Here is a 24,436-nt window from a genome sequence, read left to right on the forward strand (position 1 = left end):
ACGAATCGAGCCGATCCCGTTGTGCTCATGGCGCGATTTCAACGGGCGGAAAGGGGTCTCGACTACGTCCACCAACGCATGCATATTATGCGCACGGGTCTTGCGGGCCGGTCCGCAAATTGCGGATTCCGGCGCCGATCAGGCCACACGAACACGAACGGCATATTTCTCGTTGCGAGGGGCGGCGTGACTATGAACCGCACGCGATTTCTGACATTGGCCATGCTTGCCGCATCGCTGGCTGGGTGCAATCAAACGCAGCAGGTCGCGCCGCCCGCGCCGCCGCCCGCCGTCGGCGTGCAGCTTGCGCAAATGAAAGGCGTGACGCCTTCCTATGACTTCGTCGGCCGGATCAAGGCGGTCAACACCGTGCAGTTGCGGGCGCGGGTCGAGGGGTTCCTAGAGAAAGTTCTGTTTACAGAAGGTCAGCACGTCAAAACCGCCGACCTGCTCTATCAAATCGAGAAGACGCAATACCAGGCCGCGGTCGATCAGGCGAACGCCAATCTCGCGGCGGCCGAAGCGCAAGAGCTTAACGCGCAGCTCCAATTCAATCGCAGCTCCGACTTGGTGAAGACGCAAACGGTCTCGCAGGCGACGCTTGATCAGAATCGCGCCAATCTGGAAAGCGCCAAGGCGAGCGTTCTCCAGAACAAGGCGGCATTGGCGATAGCGCAGGAGAATCTCGGCTATACGGACATCGCGACGCCCATCGATGGACGCATCGGTCTGACAACTTATACTCAAGGCAATCTCGTCAATTCCGCCAGCGGCGTTTTGGCGACGATCGTCAGCGACGACCCGATCTATGTGGAATTTCCGGTGAGCATGCGCCAAATCGCCGATATCACGGCCGCGCATAAGCAGGATGCCGGCGGACCGATCAGCATCAAGGTGTTGATCAAGCTCGCCAACAGGCAGGAATATGCCCATCCGGGCGTATGGAACTACATCGGCAATCAGGTCGATCAACAGACCGATACGCTGCTCGTGCGCGCCACTCTGCCCAATCCCGAACGGCAATTGGTGGATGGCGCGTTTGTCACCGTCGAGGTCAAGGAGAGCGAAGAGCAGCCGCGCCTTGTGATCCCGAGGTCGGCGCTGCAACTGGACCAAGCGGGAATATATGTGCTCGTCGTCAATAAGGAGCACAAGGTCGAGACCAAGCGCGTCACGACCGGGGAGGCGGTGAATACCGAAATCGCCATCGCCTCGGGGCTTGAAGCAGGCGATCAGGTGATCGTTGACGGGGTTCAAAAAGTGCGGCCGGGGCAAGTGGTTGAGGCGACAGTGATTCCGGCAGGCGCCGGAGCCGAGCGATGATTTCCTCGATCTTCGTCGACCGGCCGCGTTTGGCTTTCGTCATCTCGATCGTCATTACGCTCGCCGGTCTGATCGCCATCGCCACAATTCCAGTCGCGCAATTCCCGGATATCGTGCCGCCGCAGGTGACGCTGACGGCGAACTATCCCGGCGCGGACGCCGAGGTCGTGGAAACGACGGTCGCCCAGCCGATCGAGGAGCAGGTCAACGGCGTCGACAACGCGCTCTACTATCAGTCGACCAGCGGCGCCGACGGCAGCTACACGCTCAACGTCACTTTCGCTCTCGGAACCAACCCCGACATCGACACGGTCAACGTCCAAAATCGCGCCACCTTGGCCGAGGCGCAATTGCCCGACGAAGTGACGCGGCAAGGCCTCTCGATCCGGAAAAAGTCCGCCGCGCTATTGCAAGTGCTGCTGATCACCTCGCCAAAAGGCTCTTACGACCAGCTCTATTTGAGCAATTACGCGACCATTAACGTCATCGACGCCTTATCGCGCATCAAGGGCGTCGGCCAGGCGAGCCTGTTTGGGCCGCTCGACTATTCCTTGCGCGTCTGGCTCGATCCCAACCAGCTCACCGCCCTCAACCTGACGCCGAACGATGTCGTCACCGCAGTGCAGGGACAGAATGTGCCCGCGGCGCTCGGGCGGATTGGCGCCGCTCCGGTGTCGAAAGATCAGCGGAGCCAATTCACCGTCAAGACGCAAGGGCGACTGACCAGTCCGGCCGAGTTCGAGAACATCGTGCTGCGCACCAATCCTGGCGGCTCGGTCGTTCGCGTCAAGGACGTGGCGCGGGTCGAAATGGGCGCCAATTCATCCGATCGCTACACGCGTTTCAACGGCGCGCCGTCGGCGGCGATCGGCATCTATCAGTCGCCTGGCGCCAATGCGGTCGACGTGACGAAGGCCGTGCAGCAAACGATGGACGAGTTGGCCAAGCGTTTCCCGAACGATCTTGCCTATTCCGTCTTCTTCGACACGACCGTCTTCGTCAAGGCCACCATCGAGGAAGTCGTGCGCACGCTGGGCGAGGCCTTCGTTCTGGTCGGCATCGTGGTGTTCCTGTTCCTCGGCAAGCTTCGCACGACCCTTATTCCCTTGATCGCCGTGCCCGTTTCGATCATCGGCGCTTTCGCGTTCATGTTGGCGCTCGGCTACACCGCCAATACGGTCTCGCTTCTGGCGCTGGTGCTCGCCATCGGCATCGTGGTGGACGATGCGATCGTCGTTATCGAAAATGTCGAACGCGTGGTGGAGGAGGAGCCGGATCTGACGGTGCCCGAGGCCACCAAGAAAGCTATGACGGAGATCACCGCGCCGATCATCGCGATCACACTTGTTCTTCTGTCGGTCTTTGTGCCGGTGGCGTTCATTCCGGGCATCTCTGGGCAATTGTTCCGGCAGTTCGCCGTGGCCGTTTCGGTCTCGATGCTGATATCGGCGCTCAACGCGCTCACGCTCAGTCCGGCGCTTTGTTCGGTGCTGATCAAGCGCGGCCAAACGAGCCGCGGGCCGATGCGCTACGTGCTTGGCGGCATCGATCGCGTCCGAGACGGCTATGCGTCGATCGTGACCCGGCTGGTCCGTGTCGCGGCGGTCGGCGTCGTCGTCGCCATCGGCGTCCTGGCGGCCTCGGCGTTTCTGTTCGCTAAGACGCCGCAGAGCTTCCTGCCGGAAGAGGATCAGGGCGCGCTCTTCGCCGCCATGCGATTGCCGGAGGGCGCCTCGATCAACCGGACCGGGGCGGTCGTCGAGCAGGCGGAAGACGTCATCCGCGGCATTGCGGGCGTCGAGGGCGTCCTGTCGGTGGTCGGATTCGATTTCATCGACGGGATCACGTCGTCGAACCAGGCTTTCTTCGTCATCCGTCTGAAACCCTACGAGCAGCGTACCGACCCGTCCCAAAGCGCCTCGGCCATCGTGGGTCAGCTTCGTCCCAAATTGGCGGCGATCCAGCAGGCGGTTGTCTTCCCGTTTAACTTGCCGCCTATCCTCGGTCTCGGCAACACCGGCGGATTCCAATATGTGCTTGAGGCGTTCCAGGGTCAGTCGCCGGCCGATATTGCCGCAGCCATGCGTGGCCTACTGGTTGCGTCGAACCAGCAGCCGGAACTCGCCGGCGTGTTCAGCACCTTCGCGGCCGATACTCCGCAGGTCTCTCTCGACATAGACCGCAACAAGGCGCAGGTGCTCGGCGTCAAGATCGCCGACCTGTTCAATGCGCTGCAGTCGACCATCGGCCGCTATTACGTCAATAACTTCAATATTTTCGGTAGAACCTGGCAGGTCAACGTCCAGGCCGATGCGCCGTTCCGGAACGAGATCGACGACATCTTCAACGTCTACGTGCGCAACGGATCGGGGGCCATGGTGCCGGTGCGCGTGCTGGCGCAGCCAGAGATCGTTCAAGGTCCGCAACTCCTCGTGCGTTACAACGGTTTTCGCGCCGCCCTGATCAACGGCGCCCCGAAACCCGGCTTCAGTTCGGGCCAGGCGCTCGATGCGATGGAGCGCGTTTCGGTAACGACGCTCCCCGCCGGCTATGGCTATGAATGGACCGGAACCGCTCTACAAGAGAAAGCCGCCGCCGGCGGCACGTCGATCGTCCTCGGGCTCGCGCTACTGTTCGCTTACCTTTTTCTCGTGGCTTTATACGAGAGTTGGAACATTCCGATCCCGGTGCTGCTATCGGTCAGCGTCGGTATTTTGGGCGGCATAGCGGCGGTGGTGGTGACGGGGCGGAGCTTTGATGTCTATTCGCAGATCGGGTTGGTGGTGCTGATTGCGCTTGCGGCCAAGAACGGCATTCTCATCGTCGAATTCGCGGTGGATCAACGACGGCAGGGCAAGTCGATCTTAGAGGCGGCTGCCGCCGGCGCGCGATTGCGATTCCGGCCGGTGATGATGACAAGCTTCGCTTTCATCCTCGGACTCTTGCCGCTCGTCATCGCCATCGGCGCTGGAGCGACCAGCCGTCGCGCCGTCGGCACGCCGGTGTTCGGCGGCATGCTCGCGGCGTCTGTCTTCGGCATCTTCATTATCCCGATGCTCTATGTCGTCTTCCAGCAACTGCGGGAGCGCGTGGCGGGCTCCGCCCAACCGATCCCGCCAAAGGGCTGAGGCCGAGAAAATGGCCCTTGGCGCGCCGATTTCGATCAGCGATCGCCACAATAATCAAAGCCCCGGATTTCGCATCCGGGGCTTTTTTATTGCCGCCGCGCTCAAGCGGAAAATATCGTCAGCCTGCCAGCCGTTTCGCGCAGCGCGGCGCGAATCGGCATTTCTTCAATCGGTCCCGGGCCAAACGCGCGCTCAAGCGTCTTGAGTTTGTCCGCGCCCTCGATGTGAAGCGCCAGCGCGCGGGCGCGCAGGATCACGCGCGCGGTCAGAGTCAGGCGCGGCTCGGGAGCGCCGGGCGCGCGCATCGGCAGGACAAGCGTCCGCGCTCCAGGATCGATGGCCTCGGCAAGATTGTCGGCGCCGGGAAACCACGATGCGGTATGGCCGTCGTCGCCCATTCCCAGAACGACAACATCGGCAGGGAGAGGAAGGTCAGCGATGCGCGCATTCGCCGCCGCCAGTTCCTGCTCCGGCGCTAGCCGCGAATCCGCCAGCGGCGCAAAGCGCGCCGCCGCCGCGTGATCGCGCAGCAGCGTCTCACGCAGCAGCCGCGCATTCGACCGCGGATTGTCGTCCGGCACGCAACGTTCGTCGGCCAGCGTGATCGTCACGCGCGCCCAATCGATCGCGCTCAGCGCGAGCGCGGCGAAAAAGCGCTTCGGCGTCGTACCGCCGGACACGATCAACAAGGCCTCGCCGCGCTCGTCGACGCTTTTTTGCAGCAGGTTCGCCGTCCATTGCGCGAACGCGGGCGCCAAAGCCGCGCCATCGGCGAATTCGCGGCGTTGCGGTTTTGCCAAAGTCAGAGTCATTCGTATTCCTCATTCCAGGTGCGTCCGTCGCGCTCGATCAATGCAATCGCCGCCGCCGGCCCCCATGTGCCAGCCGTATAGGGGCGCGGGGGCTCGCGCGACAGGGTCCATGCCTCGCGGATCGGATCGATGAAGCGCCAGGCCGCCTCCACTTCGTCGCGCCGCATGAACAAGGCGGCATTGCCGCGCACGACATCCATCAACAGGCGTTCATAGGCGTCGGCCGAGGGACCGGAAAAGGCCTTCTCGAAGCTCATGTCGAGCGGCACATGCTGCAGCCTCATGCCGCCAGGCCCCGGCTCCTTGATCATCAGCCAAAGCTTGATGCCCTCATCGGGTTGGACGCGGATGACGAGACGATTGGCGGGAATGGAATCGGCGCCGGAATCGAAAATGGCGTGCGGCACGCGGCGAAAGCCGATTTCTATTTCCGAGAAGCGCTGCGGCAATCTCTTGCCCGTGCGCAAATAGAATGGCACGCCCGCCCAGCGCCAATTGGCGACCCCGATCTTCAAGGCGACGAAGGTTTCGGTGTCGCTCGCCTCTTTGCCGATGTCCTGCAGATAGGACGAAGCGGCCGCGCCGTCGGCGAAACCGCCGCGATACTGGCCGCGCACCGTCAGCGCCGACACATTCGACCCGTCGATCCGCGCGAGCGATTTCAGTACTTTCAGCTTTTCGTCGCGCAAGGCATCCGCTTCCAAAGAGGCGGGCGGCTCCATCGCGACCAGGCAGAGCAATTGCAACATGTGGTTCTGCACCATGTCGCGGATCGCGCCGGACGTGTCGTAATAGGCGCCGCGGCCTTCGACGCCGAGCGTTTCGGCGACGGTGATCTGCACATGGTCGATATGGGCGTTGTTCCACAGCGGCTCGAACAAGGCGTTGGCGAAGCGCAGCGCCATCAGATTCTGCACCGTTTCCTTGCCCAGATAATGATCGATGCGAAAAATGCGCTTCTCGGGGAAAACCGAACCGATCTCGTCGTTGATCGCGGCCGCGCTCGCGCCGTCCTTGCCGATCGGCTTTTCAACGATGATGCGCGATCTCGGCGTCACCAGACCTTTTGCGCCTAATTGCTTGGCGATCGGGCCGAAGAGATCAGGGCTTGTCGCCATGTAGTAGGCGCGCACCCGCTCGTCCGCGCCGAGCAGCGCTTTCAGGCCGTCCCAGCCGGCGTCGCCCGTGACGTCGACCGGCGCATATTCGATGCGGTTCAGGAAGCGAGCGACAAGCGGGGTGGAGGCGTCGTCCACGCCGCCGAATTTGAGCAGCGCATCCTTGACCGTCTCGCGAAAAGCATCGCGCTCCATCTGACGGCGCGAAACGCCGATGATTCGGGTCGGATTCTTGAACTGATTGTCTTTGTCGCGATGAAACAGCGCCGGAAACAGCTTTCGATAGGCCAGATCCCCGGTGCCGCCGAAAACGACAAGATCGAACGGTTCGACTTGGATGATCTGCGAAGTCATTCGCGCCTCTTTTGATTCGTCACGTATGGGTCATTGGTTGAGCTGCGCTGGGGTTAGCCCGCTCGGCGCGTCCTTAAACAACACTTCTCTGTCACGCGCAAAATTTGCGATCAGCGGCAGGGCCGCGCCGCCCAGGGCGCGGGCGTCGGCGCCAACGGAGCCCGCCATTATAGCCGGATCGACAAGGCCGCGCCGATCGAGCGTTTCGTAAATTTCCGCGACGCGCTTGACGAGCCGCGCGCGCACCGCGATCGGCATCGCCCCATCGATGATGACGGCCTCGAAATCGATCACTGAAATCGCAGCAAGGCAAGCATAGGCGAGCGCAAGCGCGGTTTCCTCGATCCATTCGTCGAGATGGCTCGAAAAATCATCCCAGGAATCGGGCGTGCGCCAGATCGATGAAGGATCGACGCCGGCCTCGCGCAACTTTTGCTCAAGCTGGTAGATCGATGCGCAATGGATGAGTTGGCGCGCCACGAGCCGCCCGTTTTCTAGGCGTATGATCGGGACGGGGCCGAGCGCGCCGGCTGTGCCAGTTCGCCCGGTGAACAGGGCGCCGTCGACGACAATGCCGCCGCCGATGAACGAGCCGAGAAAGAAATAGAGGAAATCGTGACGGCGCCAGCCGTCGCCGAAGAAGAATTCCGCCGCACAGGCCGATGAAGCGTCATTGCAAAGGATGACCGGCACCGGACAAAGCGCCGCGATCTCGCTCCTGATGTCGACGTTGCGCCAGACGTCCATCGCGCCAGGCGGCGCGCCGACCTCAGCGCCCCAATTCCACAAGTAGAAAGGCGTGGCGATGCCGAGCCCCACCAACCGGGCGCGCTGGCGCGCCGTCAAGCCGCTCGTCAGCGCGGGCAAGGCGCGGGCGACGAAGTCAAGCGTCGAACGAGGCTGCGGATAAGGGAATGTTTCATGAGCGCGCTCGCGGATCGCGCCAACGAAGTCGGTAAGCACGAGGTCGCAGCTCCGCCGCCCGATCTTGAGCCCCAGCGAGAAGGCGCCTTCGGGATCGAGCGAAAGCGGAACCGTCGGCTGGCCGACGCGTCCTCTTTGGGGCGCCTCGCGACGCAACAGGCCGTCCAATTGCAATCGGTTCATTGTCGCCGACGCGGTCTGCACGGAGAGCCCCGTCAGCCGCGCGACCTCGATCTTGGAGAGCTGACGGTAACGGCGCACGAGCGAGAGGATCAATCGCTCATTGTAGAGGCGCACACCGGCTTGGTCCGCACCGGTCGCGATTGAAAACGCGGACCCGGACTCCAAACTCTGCTCTTCGGCCGGCGTCATGGGATGCCTTCGCTTTTCGGCCTTTTGGCGCCACGGCGCCCGTCATGCCGTCCGGCCGCCGCTAAAGCGGGCGAGAATGGGCGCCCCGGGCGTCGATGTCAATAATTCAAACCGATTGATTTATCATTTGACTTAGCCGCGCGATTTTGCCCCTATAGGAAAGCGACGATGCGAAATTGGCTTGTTGAATGGTCGTCTCGGTAGATCGCGAAAAATTCGGCGCGCCAACGCAGCCGTCGCAAAAACGTGAAGAATTCTCGGGAGGAAGTCAGTGTCAAAGAAGCTCACAATTCTGTCCACGGCAGCCGCAGCGGCGCTATCCATCGCGCTGATGGGCGCGCCGGCCCATGCCGCCGACACCATCATCGGACTTATCACCAAAACCAACACCAATCCCTTCTTCGTCAAGATGAAAGAAGGCGCGGAAAAGAAGGCCAAGGAACTCGGCGTCACGCTGCAAGCTTATGCCGGCAAGGCTGACGGCGACAATGACGGCGAGGTTGCTGCGATCGAAGAGTTGATCGCGGCCGGCGCCAAGGGCTTCATGCTGGTGCCAAGCGACTCGTCCGCGATCGTGCCGACCGTCGAAAAGGCGCGCAAGGCGGGGCTTCTCGTCATCGTGCTCGATACGCCGCTCGATCCGATCAACGCCGCCGACGCGACTTTCGCCACCGATAATTTCAAGGCTGGCGAGCTGATCGGCCAATGGGCCAAAGCGACGCTCGGCGACAAGGCGAAGACAGCCAAGATCGCGACGCTCGATCTTGCCCCGAATGAACCGTCGGTCGACTATCTCCGTCACAACGGCTTCCTCACGGGTTTTGGCATTCCGGTCAAGAACCAGAAGCATTACGCGCAGAGCGACAGCGCGCAGATCGTCGGCTCTGACGTGACCGCGGGCGCCGAGGAAGGCGGCCGCAAGGCGATGGAGAACATTCTCCAGAAGGCGCCGGACATTGACGTCGTTTATGCGATCAACGAACCGGCGGCCGCGGGCGGTTATTCCGCGCTTAAAGCCGCTGGCAAAGACAAGGGCGTTCTGGTCGTCGCGATCGACGGCGGCTGCCCGGGCGTGAAGAGCGTCAAGGAAGGCATCATCGGCGCGACTTCGCAGCAATATCCGCTGCTGATGGCCGCCAAGGGCGTCGAAGCGATCGTCGATTTCGTCAAGACCGGCAAGAAGCCGGTGAGCACTCCCGGCCTCGATTTCTTCGACACCGGCGCGACGCTGATCACCGATCACCCCGTCCCCGGCGTGAAGTCGATCGACAGCACCGAAGGCGCGAAGCTCTGCTGGGGCTGAGGCTGGCCCTCGATTGAACTTCCACGCATGAAATCGGCGCCTGAGCTATCGCTTGGACGCCGATTTTTTAGAAGCGGCCGGCGATCGGAAGCGCGTTCCTGCTTTTCTTGCACTCTGTCGTTCCGGTGGCGTAGCAAAGCGATTGTGATTTGGGTGAAAAGTTGCAATCATTCCCTAACAAGAGCGCATCAGCGCCGGACTGCAAAGCGACATCGCATTTCTAGCGGAGGCGATCACGCGGCATGAAGCGACAGTGGGGCGGAAAATGACAGAGGCTGCTGGGAGTGCGGAAGGGCGCACGCCACAAGAATTCGAACGCGCTTTGGCGGCGGCCTCGACTGCGCAGGCCTCTTTTGAAGAGGAACATCTTCCGCTTCTTAAACGCATCCAGCGCTTCTTGCATTCTTACCCGACCGTGGTCCCCTTCGTCGTTCTGATGATGGGCGTCCTGCTCGGCCTCCTAGTCAATTATCCGCGCTTTGCGACCGCCAACAATCTGTCGACGATCCTGCTTCAGGTGACGATCATCGGCATTCTCGGGATCGCGCAAACCTTGATCATCCTGACGGCGGGCATCGACCTTTCCGTTGGCGTGATTATGGTGATTTCGTCGGTCGTCATGGGCCGGCTCGGCGTGATCGACGGCCTGCCGCTGATCATCGCCTTTCCCGCCGGCCTGATGTGCGGCATCGTGTTTGGCGCTCTTAACGGCGCGCTGGTGACGCGACTCAAAATGCCGCCGTTCATCGTGACGCTTGGCACGCTCAGCATCATCGGCGCGCTCAATACTTTCTATTCGCAGAGCGAGACGGTCCGATCGGGGGATCTCGAGGCCCAGGCGCCGTTCCTGCAGTTGATGGGCTACCCCATCGAATTTGCCGGCGCGCGCATCATTCTGGGCACTTTGCTGCTGGTCGCGCTGGCGATCGTGGTCTGGTACATGCTGAATCGCACCGCCTTCGGGCGCCATATCTACGCCACCGGCGACGATCGCGAAGCCGCCCATCTGGCGGGCATCAACACCGATCGCATTCTTCTGAGCGTCTATGTCCTTGCGGGCTTCATCTCTTCGGTCGCCGGCTGGGTTCTGATCGGACGTGTCGGCGCGATCAGCCCGACCAGCGGCCAGGACGCCAATCTTGACAGCATCACCGCCGTAGTCATCGGCGGCACCAGTCTGTTCGGCGGACGCGGCTCGATCGTCGGCACGTTGATCGGCGCGCTGATCGTCGGCGTTTTCCGCTCCGCCGTGTCGCTGGCCGGACTCGATGTTCTCTGGCAGCAATTTGCGGTCGGCGTTTTGATTATCGTCGCCGTCGCGCTCGATCAATGGATTCGGAGGGTGTCGAATTGAGCCCAACCCCCGTTCTGCAAGCCCGCGGTCTCATCAAGCGTTACGGGCGCGTCACCGCGCTCGACAATGCGGATTTCGATCTGTATCCGGGGGAAATCCTGGCCGTCATCGGCGACAACGGCGCCGGCAAATCATCGATGATCAAGGCGCTTTGCGGCGCCATTATCCCGGATGCCGGCGAGATCAAGCTCGGCGGCGAGGTCGTCAACTTCCGCTCGCCTATCGATGCGCGCCAAGCGGGAATCGAAACCGTCTATCAGAATCTCGCGGTTTCCCCCGCTCTATCGATCGCCGACAATATATTTCTGGGCCGTGAAATCCGGGCGCCGGGCGTTCTGGGTCGGGTTTTCCGCCTGCTTGATCGCAGCGCGATGCAGAAGATTGCCCGCGACAAGCTCTCGGAACTCGGCTTGATGACGATCCAGAACATCAACCAGACGGTGGAAACGCTTTCGGGCGGCCAGCGCCAGGGCGTCGCGGTGGCGCGCGCCGCCGCTTTCGGCAGCCGCGTCGTCATCATGGACGAACCGACGGCGGCGCTTGGCGTCAAGGAATCGCGCCGCGTGCTCGAACTGATCCTCGACGTGAAAAAGCGTGGCCTGCCGATCGTGCTGATCTCGCACAACATGCCGCATGTCTTCGAAGTCGCCGACCGCATTCACATCCATCGCCTCGGGCGGCGCCTGACGGTCATTGATCCTAAGAAGCAAACGATGTCGGACGCGGTCGCGATGATGACCGGCGCCATGGCGCCGCCTGTCGAGCAGGCGGCGTAAGGCGGCCCCTCAAGCAGAACGGACTTTGACTGACCCGTTGGGCGCATCCGCCGCAGCCGTCGGTGACCGCCGTGCTTTGACCGAATGACGCCTCCGTTTCGTCTTTGAAGAGCGAATCTTGAATTGCCTAGGATGACCGCTGTGTGCGCGTTGGGCTGCAAATCAAGTGCGCAGATAAGAAAACTATCGTGTAGCGTTTTAACGATTGGAATCTCTATAGACTCTTCATAATACTTCAAATTACACTTTAAACGCGGAATGGCTTGGGGGAGTCCATGCGTTTGACTTTAGCCGGCGGCGCATTGGCCGCATTTGCAATCTGCGGCCTAGTATCGGGGTGCGCATTTGTTCCAGATCTAGAGCCGGAGACCAGTTTCAGCTACGCCGAAATTATGACTCAGCTTGAGTGCGAACTCTATCTTGCGTCGGAGAGAGTGAAGAGTGAAACCGACGCCAACCCTGATACGCGCCGGCCGTTCGAGCCCACCGATTGGATCGCCAACATCACGATCAACCCTGATTTGTCGAACGACGCGTCCGTGAATCTCGCCGGTTCAGGAGTCAACAGTCTCGCGAAAGCATATACGAAATGGACGTCTGGCGGCGGCGTCGCCCCGAACACCGGGGTTGAGATTAACGGCGACGCGAATGCAAACGATCAATATGTTTTCAAACTATTGAATTTATATTTGACGCCGGATTTTGTCATTTCGAACAAAAACAAATTCGATCCCGAGGTATTTCCGATCGCCGAACAATCGCACGGCAAGACGGTGGCTATAGAATATAAAAATCCAGATAGTCTCAGAATTTCAAAGTACCAGGTTGTCGAAGAAAAGGTCGAAGATACGGCTGTTTATGTCGTCAGCGATGTGACAAGTCCGTTATACAAGCACCGATTGATAAATCCGCGATTGCGGAATCAGTGTCAGTTCTCGGAAGCAGCCGAAAGGAGCTTGGGGTTCAAGAATCACATCAGTATTTCGACAGGCGACTATCCAAGCGAAATCGGTGGTGTATTCGGTCTTTATGAATTTATGACCAGAAGCCTCGCGGCCACTGACGCCGGCATAACCGAAGTAACTCAATTCGCGATCGAGAAGTGGTACAAAATGAACATTTCGGCGGGCGTCACCCCGGGTTGGTACGTCCCGTTTGGCAATTCCGGATTATCTGCCGGAGCCGTTCAAAAACTATTCGACAGGGTCAACGTTACCTTAAAGAAAGCAACGCCGCCGCCTCAGCCCGCCGTGGAATACGTCTGTATTGTCGCCGATCTCAAGAATCCAGTCTGCTCCGGTAAACAAACCGTCGCAACCAAGGGGACCGGCGAGCCGAAGCGGCTCGCTGCGCCGGCTGGCGCGGAGAAAAATTTCCGGGTGGCGCCCTTTGCCGCGACACTCCATCCGGTGAGCCCCGGCGACAAAGACCTCCTGCAGATGAATAGCGTTTTGCAATCCATCCAATCGAAAGTTTCGGGGCAGTAGGAACGCGGTCGTATGAACCCGGCGGCGCCAAGATTAGCGCGCCGCGCCGCGCGCAGGCGCGGTTCACCTTCGTTTGTCTTGCGATTCCATGGGGGAGCGCTTAGCTGCGTTCTAGCGCCTGCCTGCGGGCGCTCCCGCAACGCCGTATCTGCGGCGCTTTCCTCGCTCGTTCTCAGGATCACTCATGAAATATCGTCCGCTCGGCCGCACCGGCCAGTTCGTTTCTGAAATTTGCCTGGGAACGATGACGTTCCATGGCGGCGCCGGTTTCTGGCGCAATGTCGGCACGGTCGAACAGCAGGGCGCGACGGCGATCGTCAAGCGCGCGCTCGATGCCGGAGTCAATTTTATCGATACAGCCGATGTCTATTCGGAAGGGCAATCGGAAGTGCTGCTTGGCCAGGCTTTGCGCGATCTCTCGGTCAAGCGCGAGGACGTCGTCGTCGCCACCAAAGTCCGCGGCCGCACCGGCCCAGGTCCCAACGCGGTGGGTCTGTCGCGCGGACATATCATGGACCAGGTCGCCGGTAGCCTGAAGCGGCTGCAGCTCGACCATATCGACCTCTATCAGATTCACGGCTTCGACGGCGTGACGCCGATCGAGGAGACCTTGCGCGCTCTTGATGATCTCGTTTCACGCGGGTTGGTTCGCACGATCGGCTGCTCGAACATGGCGGCCTGGCAGATCATGAAGGCGCTCGGCATTTCCAGCAAGCAGGGCTACGCGCGCTTTGAGACCGTGCAGGCCTATTACACGATCGCCGGCCGCGAGCTCGAACGCGAAATCGTGCCGCTCGTTGAGGACCAAGGCCTTGGAATCATGGTCTGGAGCCCGTTGGCCGGCGGACTTCTGTCGGGCAAGTTTACGCGCAAGGGTTCGACGCCAAATGATGCGCGCCGCCTTGTGTTCGACTTCCCCCCGGTCAATCGCGAACACGCCTATGATGTCGTCGACGCGATGGAGCCGGTCGCCAAGGCGCATAATGTGTCGGTCGCGCAGATCGCGCTCGCGTGGCTGTTGCAGCGCTCGGGCGTGATGAGCGTCATCGTCGGCGCCAAGACGATCGAGCAGCTTGACGACAATCTGGCGGCGGTGAAGGTGAATTTGAGCGCGGAGGAAGTGGCCGCGCTCGACAAGGCGAGCGCGCTGGTTCCTGAATATCCCGGTTGGATGCTGGAGCGTCAGGCCGGTCCGCGCATGCCGACGCCGGTTGAGTGACATACGAAATCCCTTCTCCCGCGAAGCGGGAGAAGGGATTTCGTACAATTTTAGGGGGAATCGCTTATGACAAGAAAAGTTTCCTGGGGCGTGCTGGGCGTCGCCAAGATCGGCGTCGAGAAAGTGATTCCGGCGATGCAATTGGGGGCGCTTTCGCGTATCGACGCGATCGCCTCGCGCGACCTTGCAAAGGCGAAGAGCGCCGCCGCCGTGCTGGGCATCGCCAAGGCCTATGGCTCCTATGAAGAACTGCTCGCCGATCCCGCCATCGAGGCCGTCTACAACCCGCTGCCCAATGAGCTCCACGTTCCCTGGACGCTGCGCGCGCTGGAGGCGGGCAAGCACGTGCTTTGCGAAAAGCCGATCGCGCTCAACGCCATCGAGGCGGAGGCTTTGCTCGCCGCCCGCGCACGTTCGGGCAAGCTTGTCGCCGAGGCCTTCATGGTGCGCTTCCATCCGCAATGGCGGCGCGCGCATGAACTCGCCCGTTCGGGCGCGATCGGCGAACTGCGCGCGATTCAGACGTTTTTTTCGTATCATCTCATCGACCCGACCAATATCCGCAACAAGCCGCCAGGCGGCGGCGCGCTCTACGACATCGGTTGCTATGCGATCCTGACCGCGCGGTACATTTTCGGCGCCGAACCGGCGCGGGTGATGGCTGTCATCGACCGCGATCCCGTCATGGGAACCGATCGCCTGGTCAGCGCGATCGCCGAATTTCCGGGCGGTCGCCAACTGTCCTTTCTTTGCGGGACCCAGACCTCGGCGCATCAGCGTGTGACGATAGCGGGCGATAAGGGCCGCATCGAAATCGCGATTCCCTTCAACGCGCCTCCCGACCGTCCGACGCATATTACGGTCGATAGCGGCGCGGACCTGTTTGGCGGCGGCGCGCGCAGGGAGGAATTCGCAACCTGCGATCAATATACGCTGCAAGGCGACGCCTTCTCCCGCGCCGTTCTGGGCGAGGCGCCGCTTGAATATCCAATCGAGGACGCGATCGCCAATATGCGCGTGATCGATGCTTTGTTTCGATCGGGCGAGAGCGGGCGCTGGGAGACGGTGTAGCCGGGCGTTGCTTTCTAGGCGCGCCCGCGGAGGAACGCCCGTATCTCCGCCTCGACGCCGCCCGGCTCCTCCTCCTGCACCGCCAGCTTGCCGCGTGGAATGGTGCGGCGCTCGACGTTGGGCAGGCTCGCCAGAGCCTCCATGTCCGCGCGCGACTTGCGCGGCGTGTTGGCGCCATAAAGCACCAAGATAGGGTCGCGCACATGGCGGGCGCCCGCGAGAAAGGCGGCCAGACTTCGAGCGGGGTCGAGCAGGCCGCTGACGAAACGGACTGAAGCATGCCGGGCGCCGGGCGCGCGCGTCACCCTGAGTTTTTCGGCGAATTTTTGTGGCGTCAGGAAAGCCGGATTCGCATAGACATGGCCGCGCGCCATCATCAGCACCACGGGCGGATTGACGTTGAGGGCGTAGACGAACGCGCCGAGCCCTTTGAGATCGACGAGACGCACAAACCATTCGAACGCCGCCGCCGGCTTGCCGCTCATGGTGGGCAGCGGGCCGCGCCATGTCGGCGCGATCAGGCAAAGCGCGCCCGTCGATCCCGCCGCCGCCTCCGCCTGCTGCAGCGCATAGGAAGCGGCATGGCCGACCGCGACCGTTGCAAGCGGCTTTGGGGCGACCTGGGTAAGGACATGGTCGAGGAACGCGCGATAGGCGTCCGGCCGCCAGTCGATGAATGGCTTTGGCTGATCGCCGAAACCGGGCCAATCGACGCTGACGGTCGCGTATGAGGTCGCCAGAAGCGCCTGCAGCGGCCGCATTTCCTCGCGCGTCGAAATCGAGCTGAGGGCGGGGAGGAGAAGGATCGTCGGCCCCTCACCCATCCGCGTGACGCCCATGTGCAGCGGCTTGCCCTGCCAGCTCCAGTCGATTTGGCTCGTACTCTCCATTGGGCAGCGCTTCCCATAGGCGGCGGTTGTACGCAAGGTTGGTAGCCTGAGTGCGATCGTTCGGATTAGGCGACCCCCGTTGCCTCAGTCGACCACGCCAGCGGCCTCCGTCTTGCATTAGGAAACGATCGGTTCTATATACCCTCTATGCAAGCGTCCAAGCTCGCCCCCCTCCCAGATCGCGGACCTGGCCGACCGCGCGAATTCGACATCGACGCGGCGGTCGCGGACGCGATCGAGGTTTTCCGTGCGCATGGCTATCACGGCACTTCGGTTCAGGATCTGACCGAGGGGACGGGGCTTGCGCGGGGCAGCCTTTACAAGGCGTTTCACGACAAAAGGTCGTTGTTCCTGGCCGCGCTCGATCATTATACCGCGGGATCGCTGCAGCGGGTTGGCGACGCCCTGGCGCAACCCGGTTCGGCCCGCGCGGCGATCCGCGAGGCTCTGATGGGCTATGCGCGGCGCGCCGCCGAAGGGCAGGGGCGGCAGGGCTGCCTGATCACGGCCGCCGCCATGGAGATGATGCCGGGCGACGTGGAGGTCAGCGTCCTTATCACGCGGATGTTCCGGCGGATGCAGGATTTGTTCGCGGCGGCGGTGATCCGTGGCCAGACGGCGGGCGAAATTCCTCGCGACTATGACGAACGGGCGATCGCCCGGCTGTTGCTCTGCACGGTCCAGGGCCTGCGCGTGCTCGGCAAGACAGGGCCGAGCGAAAGCGAGATGGCCGAAGTCGTCGATGTGGCGCTGAGGACAATGGTTTGAAGACGGGCCCCGTCGGGAAAACGGCTCCAATTAGGAACTGACTGTTCCATAATAAGAAGGGATTGCGACGATGAATCCACTGACGACGATTGCGCCGGCCGAAAGCGAAATGCTCGATCCGCGCCGCTGGGCGGCGCTGGCGGTGCTGCTCGTCGGCGCTTTCCTCGCTCCGCTCGATTTCTTCATCGTCAATGTCGCAATGCCTTCGATCACCACAGGCCTGCGCGCCAGTTCGGCCGACGTGCAACTCGTCATATCGGGCTATGCCTCGGTCTATGCCGTGTTTCTGATTACCGGCGGGCGGCTCGGCGACATTTTTGGGCGCAAGTCCGTGTTTCTGGCCGGGCTCGCCGGCTTCGCGCTCGCCTCGGCCCTGTGCGGCCTCGCCTGGTCGCCGACCTCGCTGATTCTCGGCCGGCTGTTGCAGGCGCTGGCCGCCGCCGCCATGGCGCCGCAGGCGCTGGCCTCCGTCCATGCCCTATTCCCCGCCCATGAGCGCGGCCGCGCCCTGAGCATTTATGGAATCACCCTCGGCCTGTCCTCGATCGTCGGCCAATTGTTGGGCGGCGCCCTCGTCGGCGCTGACATCGGCGGACTCGGCTGGCGGCTGGTCTTCCTGATCAACCTGCCCATCGCTATCGCCGCTTTCGCGGCGGCGATCCCGTTGCTGCGCCAAACCCATGGCGGAACCCGTCCGCGTCTCGATCTCATCGGCGTGTTTTTATCTGCGGCCGCCCTCACCGCGCTGGTGCTGCCCTTGATCGAGGGCCGCGAGCGCGGCTGGCCCTGGTGGTCGATCGCGATGCTGTTGACGACGCCTTTGTTCGCCGAAGCCTTCCGGCGCTACGAGATTCGCCTGGCGAAGGCGGGCGGCGAACCTTTGGTGGCGATCGACGCCTTCGCTTCGCCGGGGTTGCTGAGGGGCCTTGGCGCGATCGCCACGCTCTATGCGCTGGCGGCGTTCTTCCTGACCTTCTCGATCTATCTCCAGGCCGGCCTCGGGCGCACGGCTCTGGAAGCCGGTCTCGCCATCCTGCCCTTCTCGATCGGCTTTCTCCTTGGGTCTTTCGCCAGCCCGATGGTTGGCGACCGGATGGGAACGGCGGCGCCGTCCGTCGGGTTCGCGCTCTCGGCGACCGGCCTTGTCGCTCTCGCCGCCGTCGCCGCGCTGACGTCGCCTGGTTTGATGCCGCCGTTCGGGCCGTTCGCGACGGCGCTGCTGCTGATCGGGCTCGGCATGGGCATGTCAATCCCGACCATGGTCCGGGTCGTCGTCGAGCGGGTCGCGCAGAGCCGCGCGGGGCTAGTCGGCGGCATGGTGAACTCGACCTTGCAGGTGAGCGCCGCGATCGGCGTGGCGGTGCTCGGCGGCGTCTTCTACGCCGTTCTGGGGCGGCGGACCGATCCGCAAGCCCTGGCCCAGGCTTTCGCCGTCACCATGCTGCTGATCGCCGCTTGTCATGTCGTGGGCGCCCTGCTCGCGGCGGGACTCGGTCAGCGGCGGCCAGTGAGGGCGGCGGCGCGCGCCGCGGAGACTTCCGGAGGCGGTTGCGAAGCGGAGAACCGCGGGCGGGCGTGATGGGCAAGGGCGCCGGCGATTCCGGAGAGCGGCATCCTGTGGAGCGCGATGATTTTTGGTCGAAACGGGCAGGTCTCGGCGCGCTCAAGCAAGTTTTTGAGCTTCGGGATATGCCAAAATCATAGCGGTACGCTAGCGGTTCGGCACGGTGCGGATTGAGCGGCTGTCCTGCTTTAGTCGAGCGTCGCGTTGAAAGAGGGAACTACGCGCCCTAATTCCGGTCGCGGTCCATCGCGGTGGCCGCCCCGCGGGCGATCAAGCGCCATCATAAAGCTTTCCTTTGTTCCGTCCGGGTCAAGTTCCGTGCCGCGCCGTCCAAGACAGGCGCTCCGGCGGTCAATAAATTGCGTCTCATTTTCACCACCTGGAGAACGATCATCCGCGCTCCTAACCGCCGCCGCGCCGGACACTCCGGGAGCAAGATTGGAGATGCGTTTGATGATTAAACCTGTACCGTTGTCAGTTCTCTCAGGCGCCTTGTTTATCGCCGCCCTCGCCACGCCCGCTTATGCGCAAGCGAACCGCGCCTTTGTGTCCGGACATGGCGCCGACGCCGCCGGTTGCGGCGCGCCGACCTCGCCCTGCCGCAGCTTTCAGTACGTCCACGACAATATCATCGCCGCCGGCGGCGAAATCGACGTGCTCGATCCTGCCGGCTATGGCGCGATCACCATCAGCAAGGCGATCAGCATCGTCAATGACGGCGTCGGTACGGCGGGCGTGCAGCAGGCCGTGTCAGGTCAGAACGCCATCATCATCAACGCCGGGACGAGCGATTCCGTGACGCTGCGTGGGCTCAACATCGACGGACTCGGCGTCGCCAGCGTGGGAATTTTGGTCGAGGCGGCGGGTTCGGTCACGATCGCCAATTGCGTCGTGCGCCACTTCGCCGGGAACGCCGGCATTCGGGCACAGCCGGCCAGCGGCGCGCTGACCTTGCTGATCACCGACGTCACGTCGTCTGACAACGGCGGCGATGGAATCTCTATCGCGCCGTCCGGCGCCGCCGGCGTCACCGGCCTCATAAAAAGGGTCACGGTCGCCAACAATTTGTCGGAGGGTATTGACGTCTATGGCGCAAGCACGACGGGCACGGTCTATATGACGGCCGTCGACGTTGCCGCGACCGGTAATAGGTCAACCGGCTTTAACATCGTCGCCGATCCCTCGCCGAACACGACGGTGTTTCTCGACAATGTGACGGCGAACGGCAACGCCATCGGCCTTGGCGTGTACGACGCCGCCATCGCATGGGTGAGACGGTCGAGCCTCACCAACAACGAATATGGCGCGATCGTCTCGGTCTTCGGCCCCGGCGTCGCCCATTCCTTCCAGGATAACGCGGTTCATGGCAACACCTTCGACTTTGACGGGGCCTTCACGTCCACGACGTTGCAGTGAAGGTTTGCGCCTTGCCGGGCGTGGGATCGGCGTGGTCCACGCCTTGCCCAAACGCCGAAATTCGCGCGTCAGCCTGCAAAGGCGATATGCCGCGCGCGGCGGATGAGCGGCAAACCGCGATTCCGCCGCTCCCAGGACCGCTTGAGGGGAGGGTTGGCGTCGCTCGGACGGTGGAGTTGAAAGAGGGAATTGCGTATCTGTCGCCGTAGTCCCGGGTCATCGTCGAACGGGTGGCGACGCATCGCGCTGGGCTGGTCGGCGGCATGGTGAATTCAACGCTGCAGGTCAGCGCGGCCATCGGCGTGGCGGTGCTTGGCGGCCTGTTCTACGCTGTCCTGGGTCAGCGCAACGATCCGCAGGCTTTCGCGCAGGCGTTCGCCGTCACCATGCTGCTGATCGCCGTGTGCCATATCGTCGGCGCACTGCTGGCGGCTGGGCTCGGACAGCGGCGCCTGGCCGGGGCTGCGGCGCGGGTTGCGGAGAGTTCCACAAACGGCTGCGAAGCGGAGAGTCGCGGGCGGGCGTGACGGATGCGTTGTTGTCGTCGCGAACGGCGGCGAAGGGAATAGGGAAAGGCGGTCTCTTCGGCTGCCTCTATTCGGCCGCCATGCCCTTAGCTCCAAAACGGTTCTCGATGTAATCCACCACCAGCGCCTTGAAATCGGCGGCGATGGTCGGGCCGCGCAGGGTCAAGGCCTTGGCGCCGTCAATGAACACCGGGGCGGCGGGCGTCTCGCCGGTGCCGGGAAGGGAAATGCCGATATCGGCGTGTTTGCTTTCGCCCGGCCCATTGACGATGCAGCCCATCACCGCGACGTTGAGGGTTTCGACGCCGGGATAACGCGTTTTCCAGCCCGGCATTTCATCGCGGATATAGGTCTGAATGTCGCTCGCCAGCTCCTGAAAAACGGTCGAGGTTGTGCGCCCGCAGCCGGGACAGGCGGCCACCAGCGGCACGAAAGTGCGAAAGCCCATCGTCTGCAGGATTTCCTGTGCGACTTTGACTTCCAGCGTGCGATCGCCTTTTGGCTCCGGCGTCAACGACACGCGGATCGTATCGCCGATTCCTTCCTGCAGCAGGACCCCCATCGCCGCCGATGAAGCGACGATGCCCTTAGAGCCCATGCCCGCTTCGGTCAGGCCGAGATGCAGCGCATAGTCCGAGCGCGCCGCCATCATGCGGTAAACCGTGATGAGGTCCTGCACGGCCGAAACCTTGGCCGAGAGGATGATGCGATCGCGGGCAAGGCCGATTTCTTCCGCTCGCGCGGCCGATAGCAACGCCGACTGGACCATCGCCTCGCGCGTCACCGCCCGCGCCTCGATCGGAGCGGCGGAAGCGGCGTTCTCGTCCATCAGATGAGTCAACAATTCCTGATCGAGCGAGCCCCAATTGGCGCCGATGCGAACCGTCTTGCCATGCTTGATCGCCATTTCGACGATCTGGCCGAACTGCTTGTCCCGTTTGTTCTTGAAGCCAACATTGCCCGGATTGATTCGGTATTTATCGAGCGCCTCGGCGCAGGCGGGATGATCGGCGAGCAATTTATGGCCGATGTAGTGAAAGTCGCCGATGAGGGGCGTGGCGACGCCCATTTGTGCGAGCCGGTCGCGGATATGGGGCACGGCGGCGGCGGCTTCGTCCCGATCGACGGTGATGCGCACCAGTTCCGAACCCGCTCTGGCGAGCGCGGCGACCTGGCGTGCGGTCCCCTCGATATCGGCGGTGTCGGTGTTGGTCATGGACTGCACGACGATTGGCGCGCCAGCCCCCACCGTCACGGCGCCTGCCCCGGCGCCGACGCGCACGCCGACACTCCTGTGGCGGGCCGCCGGGCCGATTCCGGGTTGTCTTATGGTCAAAGTCATGGGCTTCTCGCTAGCCTCCTACAGGCATAGGCAGTCGGCCGCCATGGCGGCGCGCCATTGCCTGATATATGCGCCGATGTTTCTATTGCACCGCCCATTCTTTGTCATTAGCGTCGATTTCAACGCGGCGACCGGCATGCCGATGAGTTGTCATCGCAGCGACGGGAATCAATGCGATAATCGATCTTTTTATGCGCGGCGGCGCGCGCACCATGCGACGGGGTGGATTTTTGACCCAGACGTCAGTTTCAGGCGACTCACCGGCGCCTCCGCGGGAGGCGCCGTCAGGGGGCGGACCTCTTGCATTGGGGCGGCGAGGCGTTGCGACGGAAAAAAAGCGGCCGCGAAGCAACGCCAATGATTTTCTCGCTGCGGCGCTCGGGGGCGAGATCATCGCCGGCGTCTATCCTCCCGGTTCCCGCTTGCCCGGCGAAGCCATCCTGCTGGAGCGATTCAAGGTTTCGCGCCCGACCTTGCGCGAAGCTTTTCGTGTGCTTGCCGCCAAGGGCCTGATCGTGTCGCGCCAGAAAGTGGGCACCAGCGTTCGGCCTAAATCCGACTGGAACATGCTGGATCCCGATTTTCTCGCCTGGCATTTGCGCGCCGCCTTGAACGAGGAATTCGTCAACGATCTCTTCCAGCTTCGCCAGATGGTCGAGCCGCAGGCCGCCTATCTCGCCGCTCTGTCGCGCGATCCGGCGGCGCTTGCGCGCATCGGCGCCGCCTATGCGGATATGGAAGGCTCGAAAGACGCTACCGACGACGTAACGGCTGCGGATCTGCGCTTCCATCAGGCGATTCTCGACGCGACGGGCAATCTGTTTATCGGCGCCTTGGGCGGCCTTATCGATACGGCGCTGGTGGGAACCTTTCAGCTCGGCTGGCGGGCTGAGGCTTCGATCCGCGACGATCGTCTGCATCAGCATCGGGCGGTACTCAAAGCGATCAGCGAAGGGCGCCCGGATGAGGCGCGCGAGCGGATGGCCGAACTCCTGCGCGATTCGGTCGCCGACGTGCGCCGCGAAATGGATATCAGCGGCATTTCCAGGCCAGCGCGCCAAGCCTGAACCGTCTTCCTTGACGAATGGCGGGATCAGTCTATTATTTTAGTAGAAAATAATAGCGGGAGTTTGCCGGTGACCTCCAGGATTACACGCACGCTGGCGAGGCGGGCGGTCGTCGTCGCAATTACAGGCCTGACGATGGCGTTTTCCGCCCCGCCGGTCGGGGCTTTAGCCCAAGGCGTCGATTCCGGCGCTCTTCAAACGCTGGTCGCTGGAGCGCAACGGAGCGAAGCGAACCGGGCCCGCGATGTTTTTCGCCATCCTTTCGAAGTTTTGACGTTTTTTGGCGTCGCCGATAATTCCAATGTCGTTGAAATTCTGCCTGGCGCCTCTGGCTACTGGACGGAGATTTTGGGACCCTATCTCAAGGCGCATGGGCGCTATATCGCCGCCAACGGGGACAAGGATTCTCCCTCGACGGAAGTGCAGAAAGACAATGCGGGATTCGCGGCGAAAATCGCGGCCGATCCTACCGACTACGGCAAGGTCGAGGTCGCTGAATTCCATCCCGGCGTCAAAGAACTTGCGCCCGCCGGCACGGCCGATTTCGTGCTGACTTTTCGCAACATCCATAATTGGATGGCGGGGGGAACGGCCGATCAAGCCTTTACGGCCTTCTTCAAAGCGTTGAAACCCGGGGGCGTGCTCGGCGTCGAAGAGCATCGCGGGCGCGCCGACCAGCCGCAGGACCCTTTGGCCAAGAGTGGCTATGTCCGGCAGGATTACGCCATCGCATTGGCTGAGGCGGCCGGGTTCAAATTCGCCGGCGCCTCGGAAATCAACGCCAACCCGAAGGACACCAAGGATTATCCGGTTGGCGTCTGGGCGCTGCCGCCGACCTATCGCCTCAAGGATCAGGATCGCGAAAAATACGCCGCAATCGGCGAGAGCGACCGGTTTGTCTTGAAATTCGTCAAGCCATAGCGGCGACGGCGGCGCTCATTTCTCACCGGCGTCGCCGCCAAAGCCCTTCTGGCCGATTTGCGAAGGCAATTGCACGACGCGGCGGAATTTCGAGACATCGTAACCAAGAGCGCCGAAACGCGCCAGCAGCGATTGGTAGGTCGCTTCATCGATGGTTTGCTTGCGCGAAAAAATCCAACCCAAGGATCGGTCGGGATAGCCGAAAAGGACGGTGCGATATTCCGGATCGACATAAAGCACCCAGAACGCAAAATTGAACGGCCAGAAAATCTGCACCCGCCATTTGGCGTTGTTCGACCCGGGCTCCACCCAGTCGTGAACCTCGTAATGTTTGAGCGGACTGCTGAATGATCCGGAATGGGTATAGAAATTTTCGGCAATGTCGCCGTCGGGGCGGCGCGAATAAATATCGTAAAGCCCGACAAGCGGGGCCTCGAACCAGTTGGGAATATTGGCGACGATATACCAGCCGCCCGCCATCTTCTCGAGATCGACCTGCGGCGCGACGGCGAGCGGCGTCGTCGTCGCCATGCCCGCGCCCGCGCAGGGCGCCGCGCCAAGCAGACTTACGCCAAGCAATGCCGCTGCGATGGCGCTTCGTCGCCGACCGTTCGTCATCGCCGCTCTCGCCTCATCGTCCGGTTGCGACTGCACGATAATAGCACGGGGCCGAAGCCTTGGGACGCCCGTCTCGACCCTC

20 protein-coding genes are annotated in these 24,436 nt (G+C 62.4%); 14 read left to right on the plus strand and 6 right to left on the minus strand.

The genetic code is table 11. The annotated features are described in order from the left end of the window. The first annotated feature begins 192 nt into the window (after positions 1-192). Both GSQ90_RS04550 and GSQ90_RS04555 read left to right on the plus strand, forming a co-directional pair. Positions 193-1,323 carry an efflux RND transporter periplasmic adaptor subunit gene (locus tag GSQ90_RS04550; RefSeq protein WP_158813610.1) on the plus strand — a complete coding sequence of 377 codons (1,131 nt, stop codon included), beginning with the start codon at positions 193-195 and terminating at the stop codon, positions 1,321-1,323. After that, positions 1,320-4,451: an efflux RND transporter permease subunit gene (locus tag GSQ90_RS04555; protein WP_158813611.1), complete on the plus strand. Its 3,132-nt coding sequence runs from the start codon at positions 1,320-1,322 to the stop codon at positions 4,449-4,451. Before GSQ90_RS04550 ends, GSQ90_RS04555 begins: the two co-directional genes overlap by 4 nt. A 101-nt stretch (positions 4,452-4,552) precedes the next feature. Here GSQ90_RS04555 and pgl read toward each other — a convergent pair whose 3' ends face one another. From pgl to GSQ90_RS04570, 3 genes are read right to left on the minus strand one after another with little or no spacing between them, the layout of a single operon-like run. Then, complete coding sequence (gene pgl, locus GSQ90_RS04560) at positions 4,553-5,263, minus strand: 6-phosphogluconolactonase (RefSeq protein ID WP_158813612.1); 711 nt, start codon at positions 5,261-5,263, stop codon at positions 4,553-4,555. After that, on the minus strand, positions 5,260-6,735 hold the full coding sequence (gene zwf, locus GSQ90_RS04565) for a glucose-6-phosphate dehydrogenase (protein ID WP_158813613.1): 1,476 nt from the start codon (positions 6,733-6,735) through the stop codon (positions 5,260-5,262). Before zwf ends, pgl begins: the two co-directional genes overlap by 4 nt. Positions 6,736-6,765: 30 nt before the next feature. Next, positions 6,766-8,031 (minus strand): ROK family transcriptional regulator, encoded by a 1,266-nt coding sequence (locus GSQ90_RS04570; protein ID WP_158813614.1) that lies wholly within the window; start codon positions 8,029-8,031, stop codon positions 6,766-6,768. A gap of 331 nt (positions 8,032-8,362) precedes the next feature. On the opposite strand from GSQ90_RS04570, the gene GSQ90_RS04575 reads away from it, so the two are divergent. The 6 genes from GSQ90_RS04575 to GSQ90_RS04600 all read left to right on the plus strand — a co-directional run bounded on the left by GSQ90_RS04575 (position 8,363) and on the right by GSQ90_RS04600 (position 15,241). After that, positions 8,363-9,334 carry a sugar ABC transporter substrate-binding protein gene (locus GSQ90_RS04575; protein WP_158814224.1) on the plus strand — a complete coding sequence of 324 codons (972 nt, stop codon included), beginning with the start codon at positions 8,363-8,365 and terminating at the stop codon, positions 9,332-9,334. 265 nt (positions 9,335-9,599) lie between these two features. Then, a complete protein-coding gene (locus tag GSQ90_RS04580; RefSeq protein WP_158813615.1) occupies positions 9,600-10,688 on the plus strand; it encodes an ABC transporter permease in 1,089 nt (362 codons plus the stop codon). Next, the gene (locus GSQ90_RS04585) at positions 10,664-11,464 is read left to right on the plus strand and encodes an ATP-binding cassette domain-containing protein (RefSeq protein ID WP_174247440.1); all 801 of its coding nucleotides are present in this window, start codon (positions 10,664-10,666) and stop codon (positions 11,462-11,464) included. The genes GSQ90_RS04580 and GSQ90_RS04585 overlap by 25 nt, the downstream gene beginning before the upstream one ends. A gap of 275 nt (positions 11,465-11,739) precedes the next feature. Next, positions 11,740-12,951 (plus strand): hypothetical protein, encoded by a 1,212-nt coding sequence (locus tag GSQ90_RS04590; RefSeq protein ID WP_158813617.1) that lies wholly within the window; start codon positions 11,740-11,742, stop codon positions 12,949-12,951. A gap of 184 nt (positions 12,952-13,135) precedes the next feature. Continuing rightward, the gene (locus GSQ90_RS04595) at positions 13,136-14,170 is read left to right on the plus strand and encodes an aldo/keto reductase (protein ID WP_158813618.1); all 1,035 of its coding nucleotides are present in this window, start codon (positions 13,136-13,138) and stop codon (positions 14,168-14,170) included. A gap of 66 nt (positions 14,171-14,236) precedes the next feature. Next, complete coding sequence (locus tag GSQ90_RS04600) at positions 14,237-15,241, plus strand: Gfo/Idh/MocA family protein (protein WP_158813619.1); 1,005 nt, start codon at positions 14,237-14,239, stop codon at positions 15,239-15,241. A 14-nt stretch (positions 15,242-15,255) separates the two neighbouring features. Here GSQ90_RS04600 and GSQ90_RS04605 read toward each other — a convergent pair whose 3' ends face one another. Next, positions 15,256-16,131, minus strand: coding sequence for an alpha/beta fold hydrolase (locus GSQ90_RS04605; protein ID WP_158813620.1), 876 nt, complete (start codon positions 16,129-16,131; stop codon positions 15,256-15,258). A 147-nt stretch (positions 16,132-16,278) separates the two neighbouring features. Between GSQ90_RS04605 and GSQ90_RS04610 the strand changes: the two genes are divergently transcribed. The 4 genes from GSQ90_RS04610 (at position 16,279) to GSQ90_RS04625 (ending at position 20,406) form a co-directional block, all read left to right on the plus strand. Next, complete coding sequence (locus GSQ90_RS04610; RefSeq protein WP_158813621.1) at positions 16,279-16,899, plus strand: TetR/AcrR family transcriptional regulator; 621 nt, start codon at positions 16,279-16,281, stop codon at positions 16,897-16,899. Positions 16,900-16,969: 70 nt separating this feature from the next. Then, positions 16,970-18,478 carry an MFS transporter gene (locus GSQ90_RS04615; RefSeq protein WP_158813622.1) on the plus strand — a complete coding sequence of 503 codons (1,509 nt, stop codon included), beginning with the start codon at positions 16,970-16,972 and terminating at the stop codon, positions 18,476-18,478. 438 nt (positions 18,479-18,916) lie between these two features. After that, the gene (locus GSQ90_RS04620; protein WP_158813623.1) at positions 18,917-19,879 is read left to right on the plus strand and encodes a right-handed parallel beta-helix repeat-containing protein; all 963 of its coding nucleotides are present in this window, start codon (positions 18,917-18,919) and stop codon (positions 19,877-19,879) included. Positions 19,880-20,142: 263 nt separating this feature from the next. Next, positions 20,143-20,406 carry a hypothetical protein gene (locus tag GSQ90_RS04625; protein WP_158813624.1) on the plus strand — a complete coding sequence of 88 codons (264 nt, stop codon included), beginning with the start codon at positions 20,143-20,145 and terminating at the stop codon, positions 20,404-20,406. A 67-nt stretch (positions 20,407-20,473) separates the two neighbouring features. Here the strand turns inward: GSQ90_RS04625 and ispG are convergent, their stop codons facing one another. After that, positions 20,474-21,748, minus strand: coding sequence for a flavodoxin-dependent (E)-4-hydroxy-3-methylbut-2-enyl-diphosphate synthase (ispG, locus tag GSQ90_RS04630; RefSeq protein ID WP_158813625.1), 1,275 nt, complete (start codon positions 21,746-21,748; stop codon positions 20,474-20,476). A 305-nt stretch (positions 21,749-22,053) separates the two neighbouring features. On the opposite strand from ispG, the gene GSQ90_RS04635 reads away from it, so the two are divergent. Next, positions 22,054-22,815 carry a FadR/GntR family transcriptional regulator gene (locus GSQ90_RS04635; protein ID WP_158813626.1) on the plus strand — a complete coding sequence of 254 codons (762 nt, stop codon included), beginning with the start codon at positions 22,054-22,056 and terminating at the stop codon, positions 22,813-22,815. A 69-nt stretch (positions 22,816-22,884) separates the two neighbouring features. Further along, entirely contained in the window at positions 22,885-23,736 is an 852-nt protein-coding gene (locus tag GSQ90_RS04640) for a class I SAM-dependent methyltransferase (protein WP_246731402.1), read from the plus strand. A gap of 15 nt (positions 23,737-23,751) precedes the next feature. On the opposite strand, the gene GSQ90_RS04645 is transcribed toward GSQ90_RS04640, so the two are convergent. Beyond that, entirely contained in the window at positions 23,752-24,354 is a 603-nt protein-coding gene (locus tag GSQ90_RS04645; protein WP_210254813.1) for a lipocalin family protein, read from the minus strand. Positions 24,355-24,436: the final 82 nt, after the last annotated feature.

Origin of the sequence: Methylocapsa sp. S129, assembly GCF_009765995.1 — a bacterium.
Lineage (GTDB): Bacteria > Pseudomonadota > Alphaproteobacteria > Rhizobiales > Beijerinckiaceae > Roseiarcus.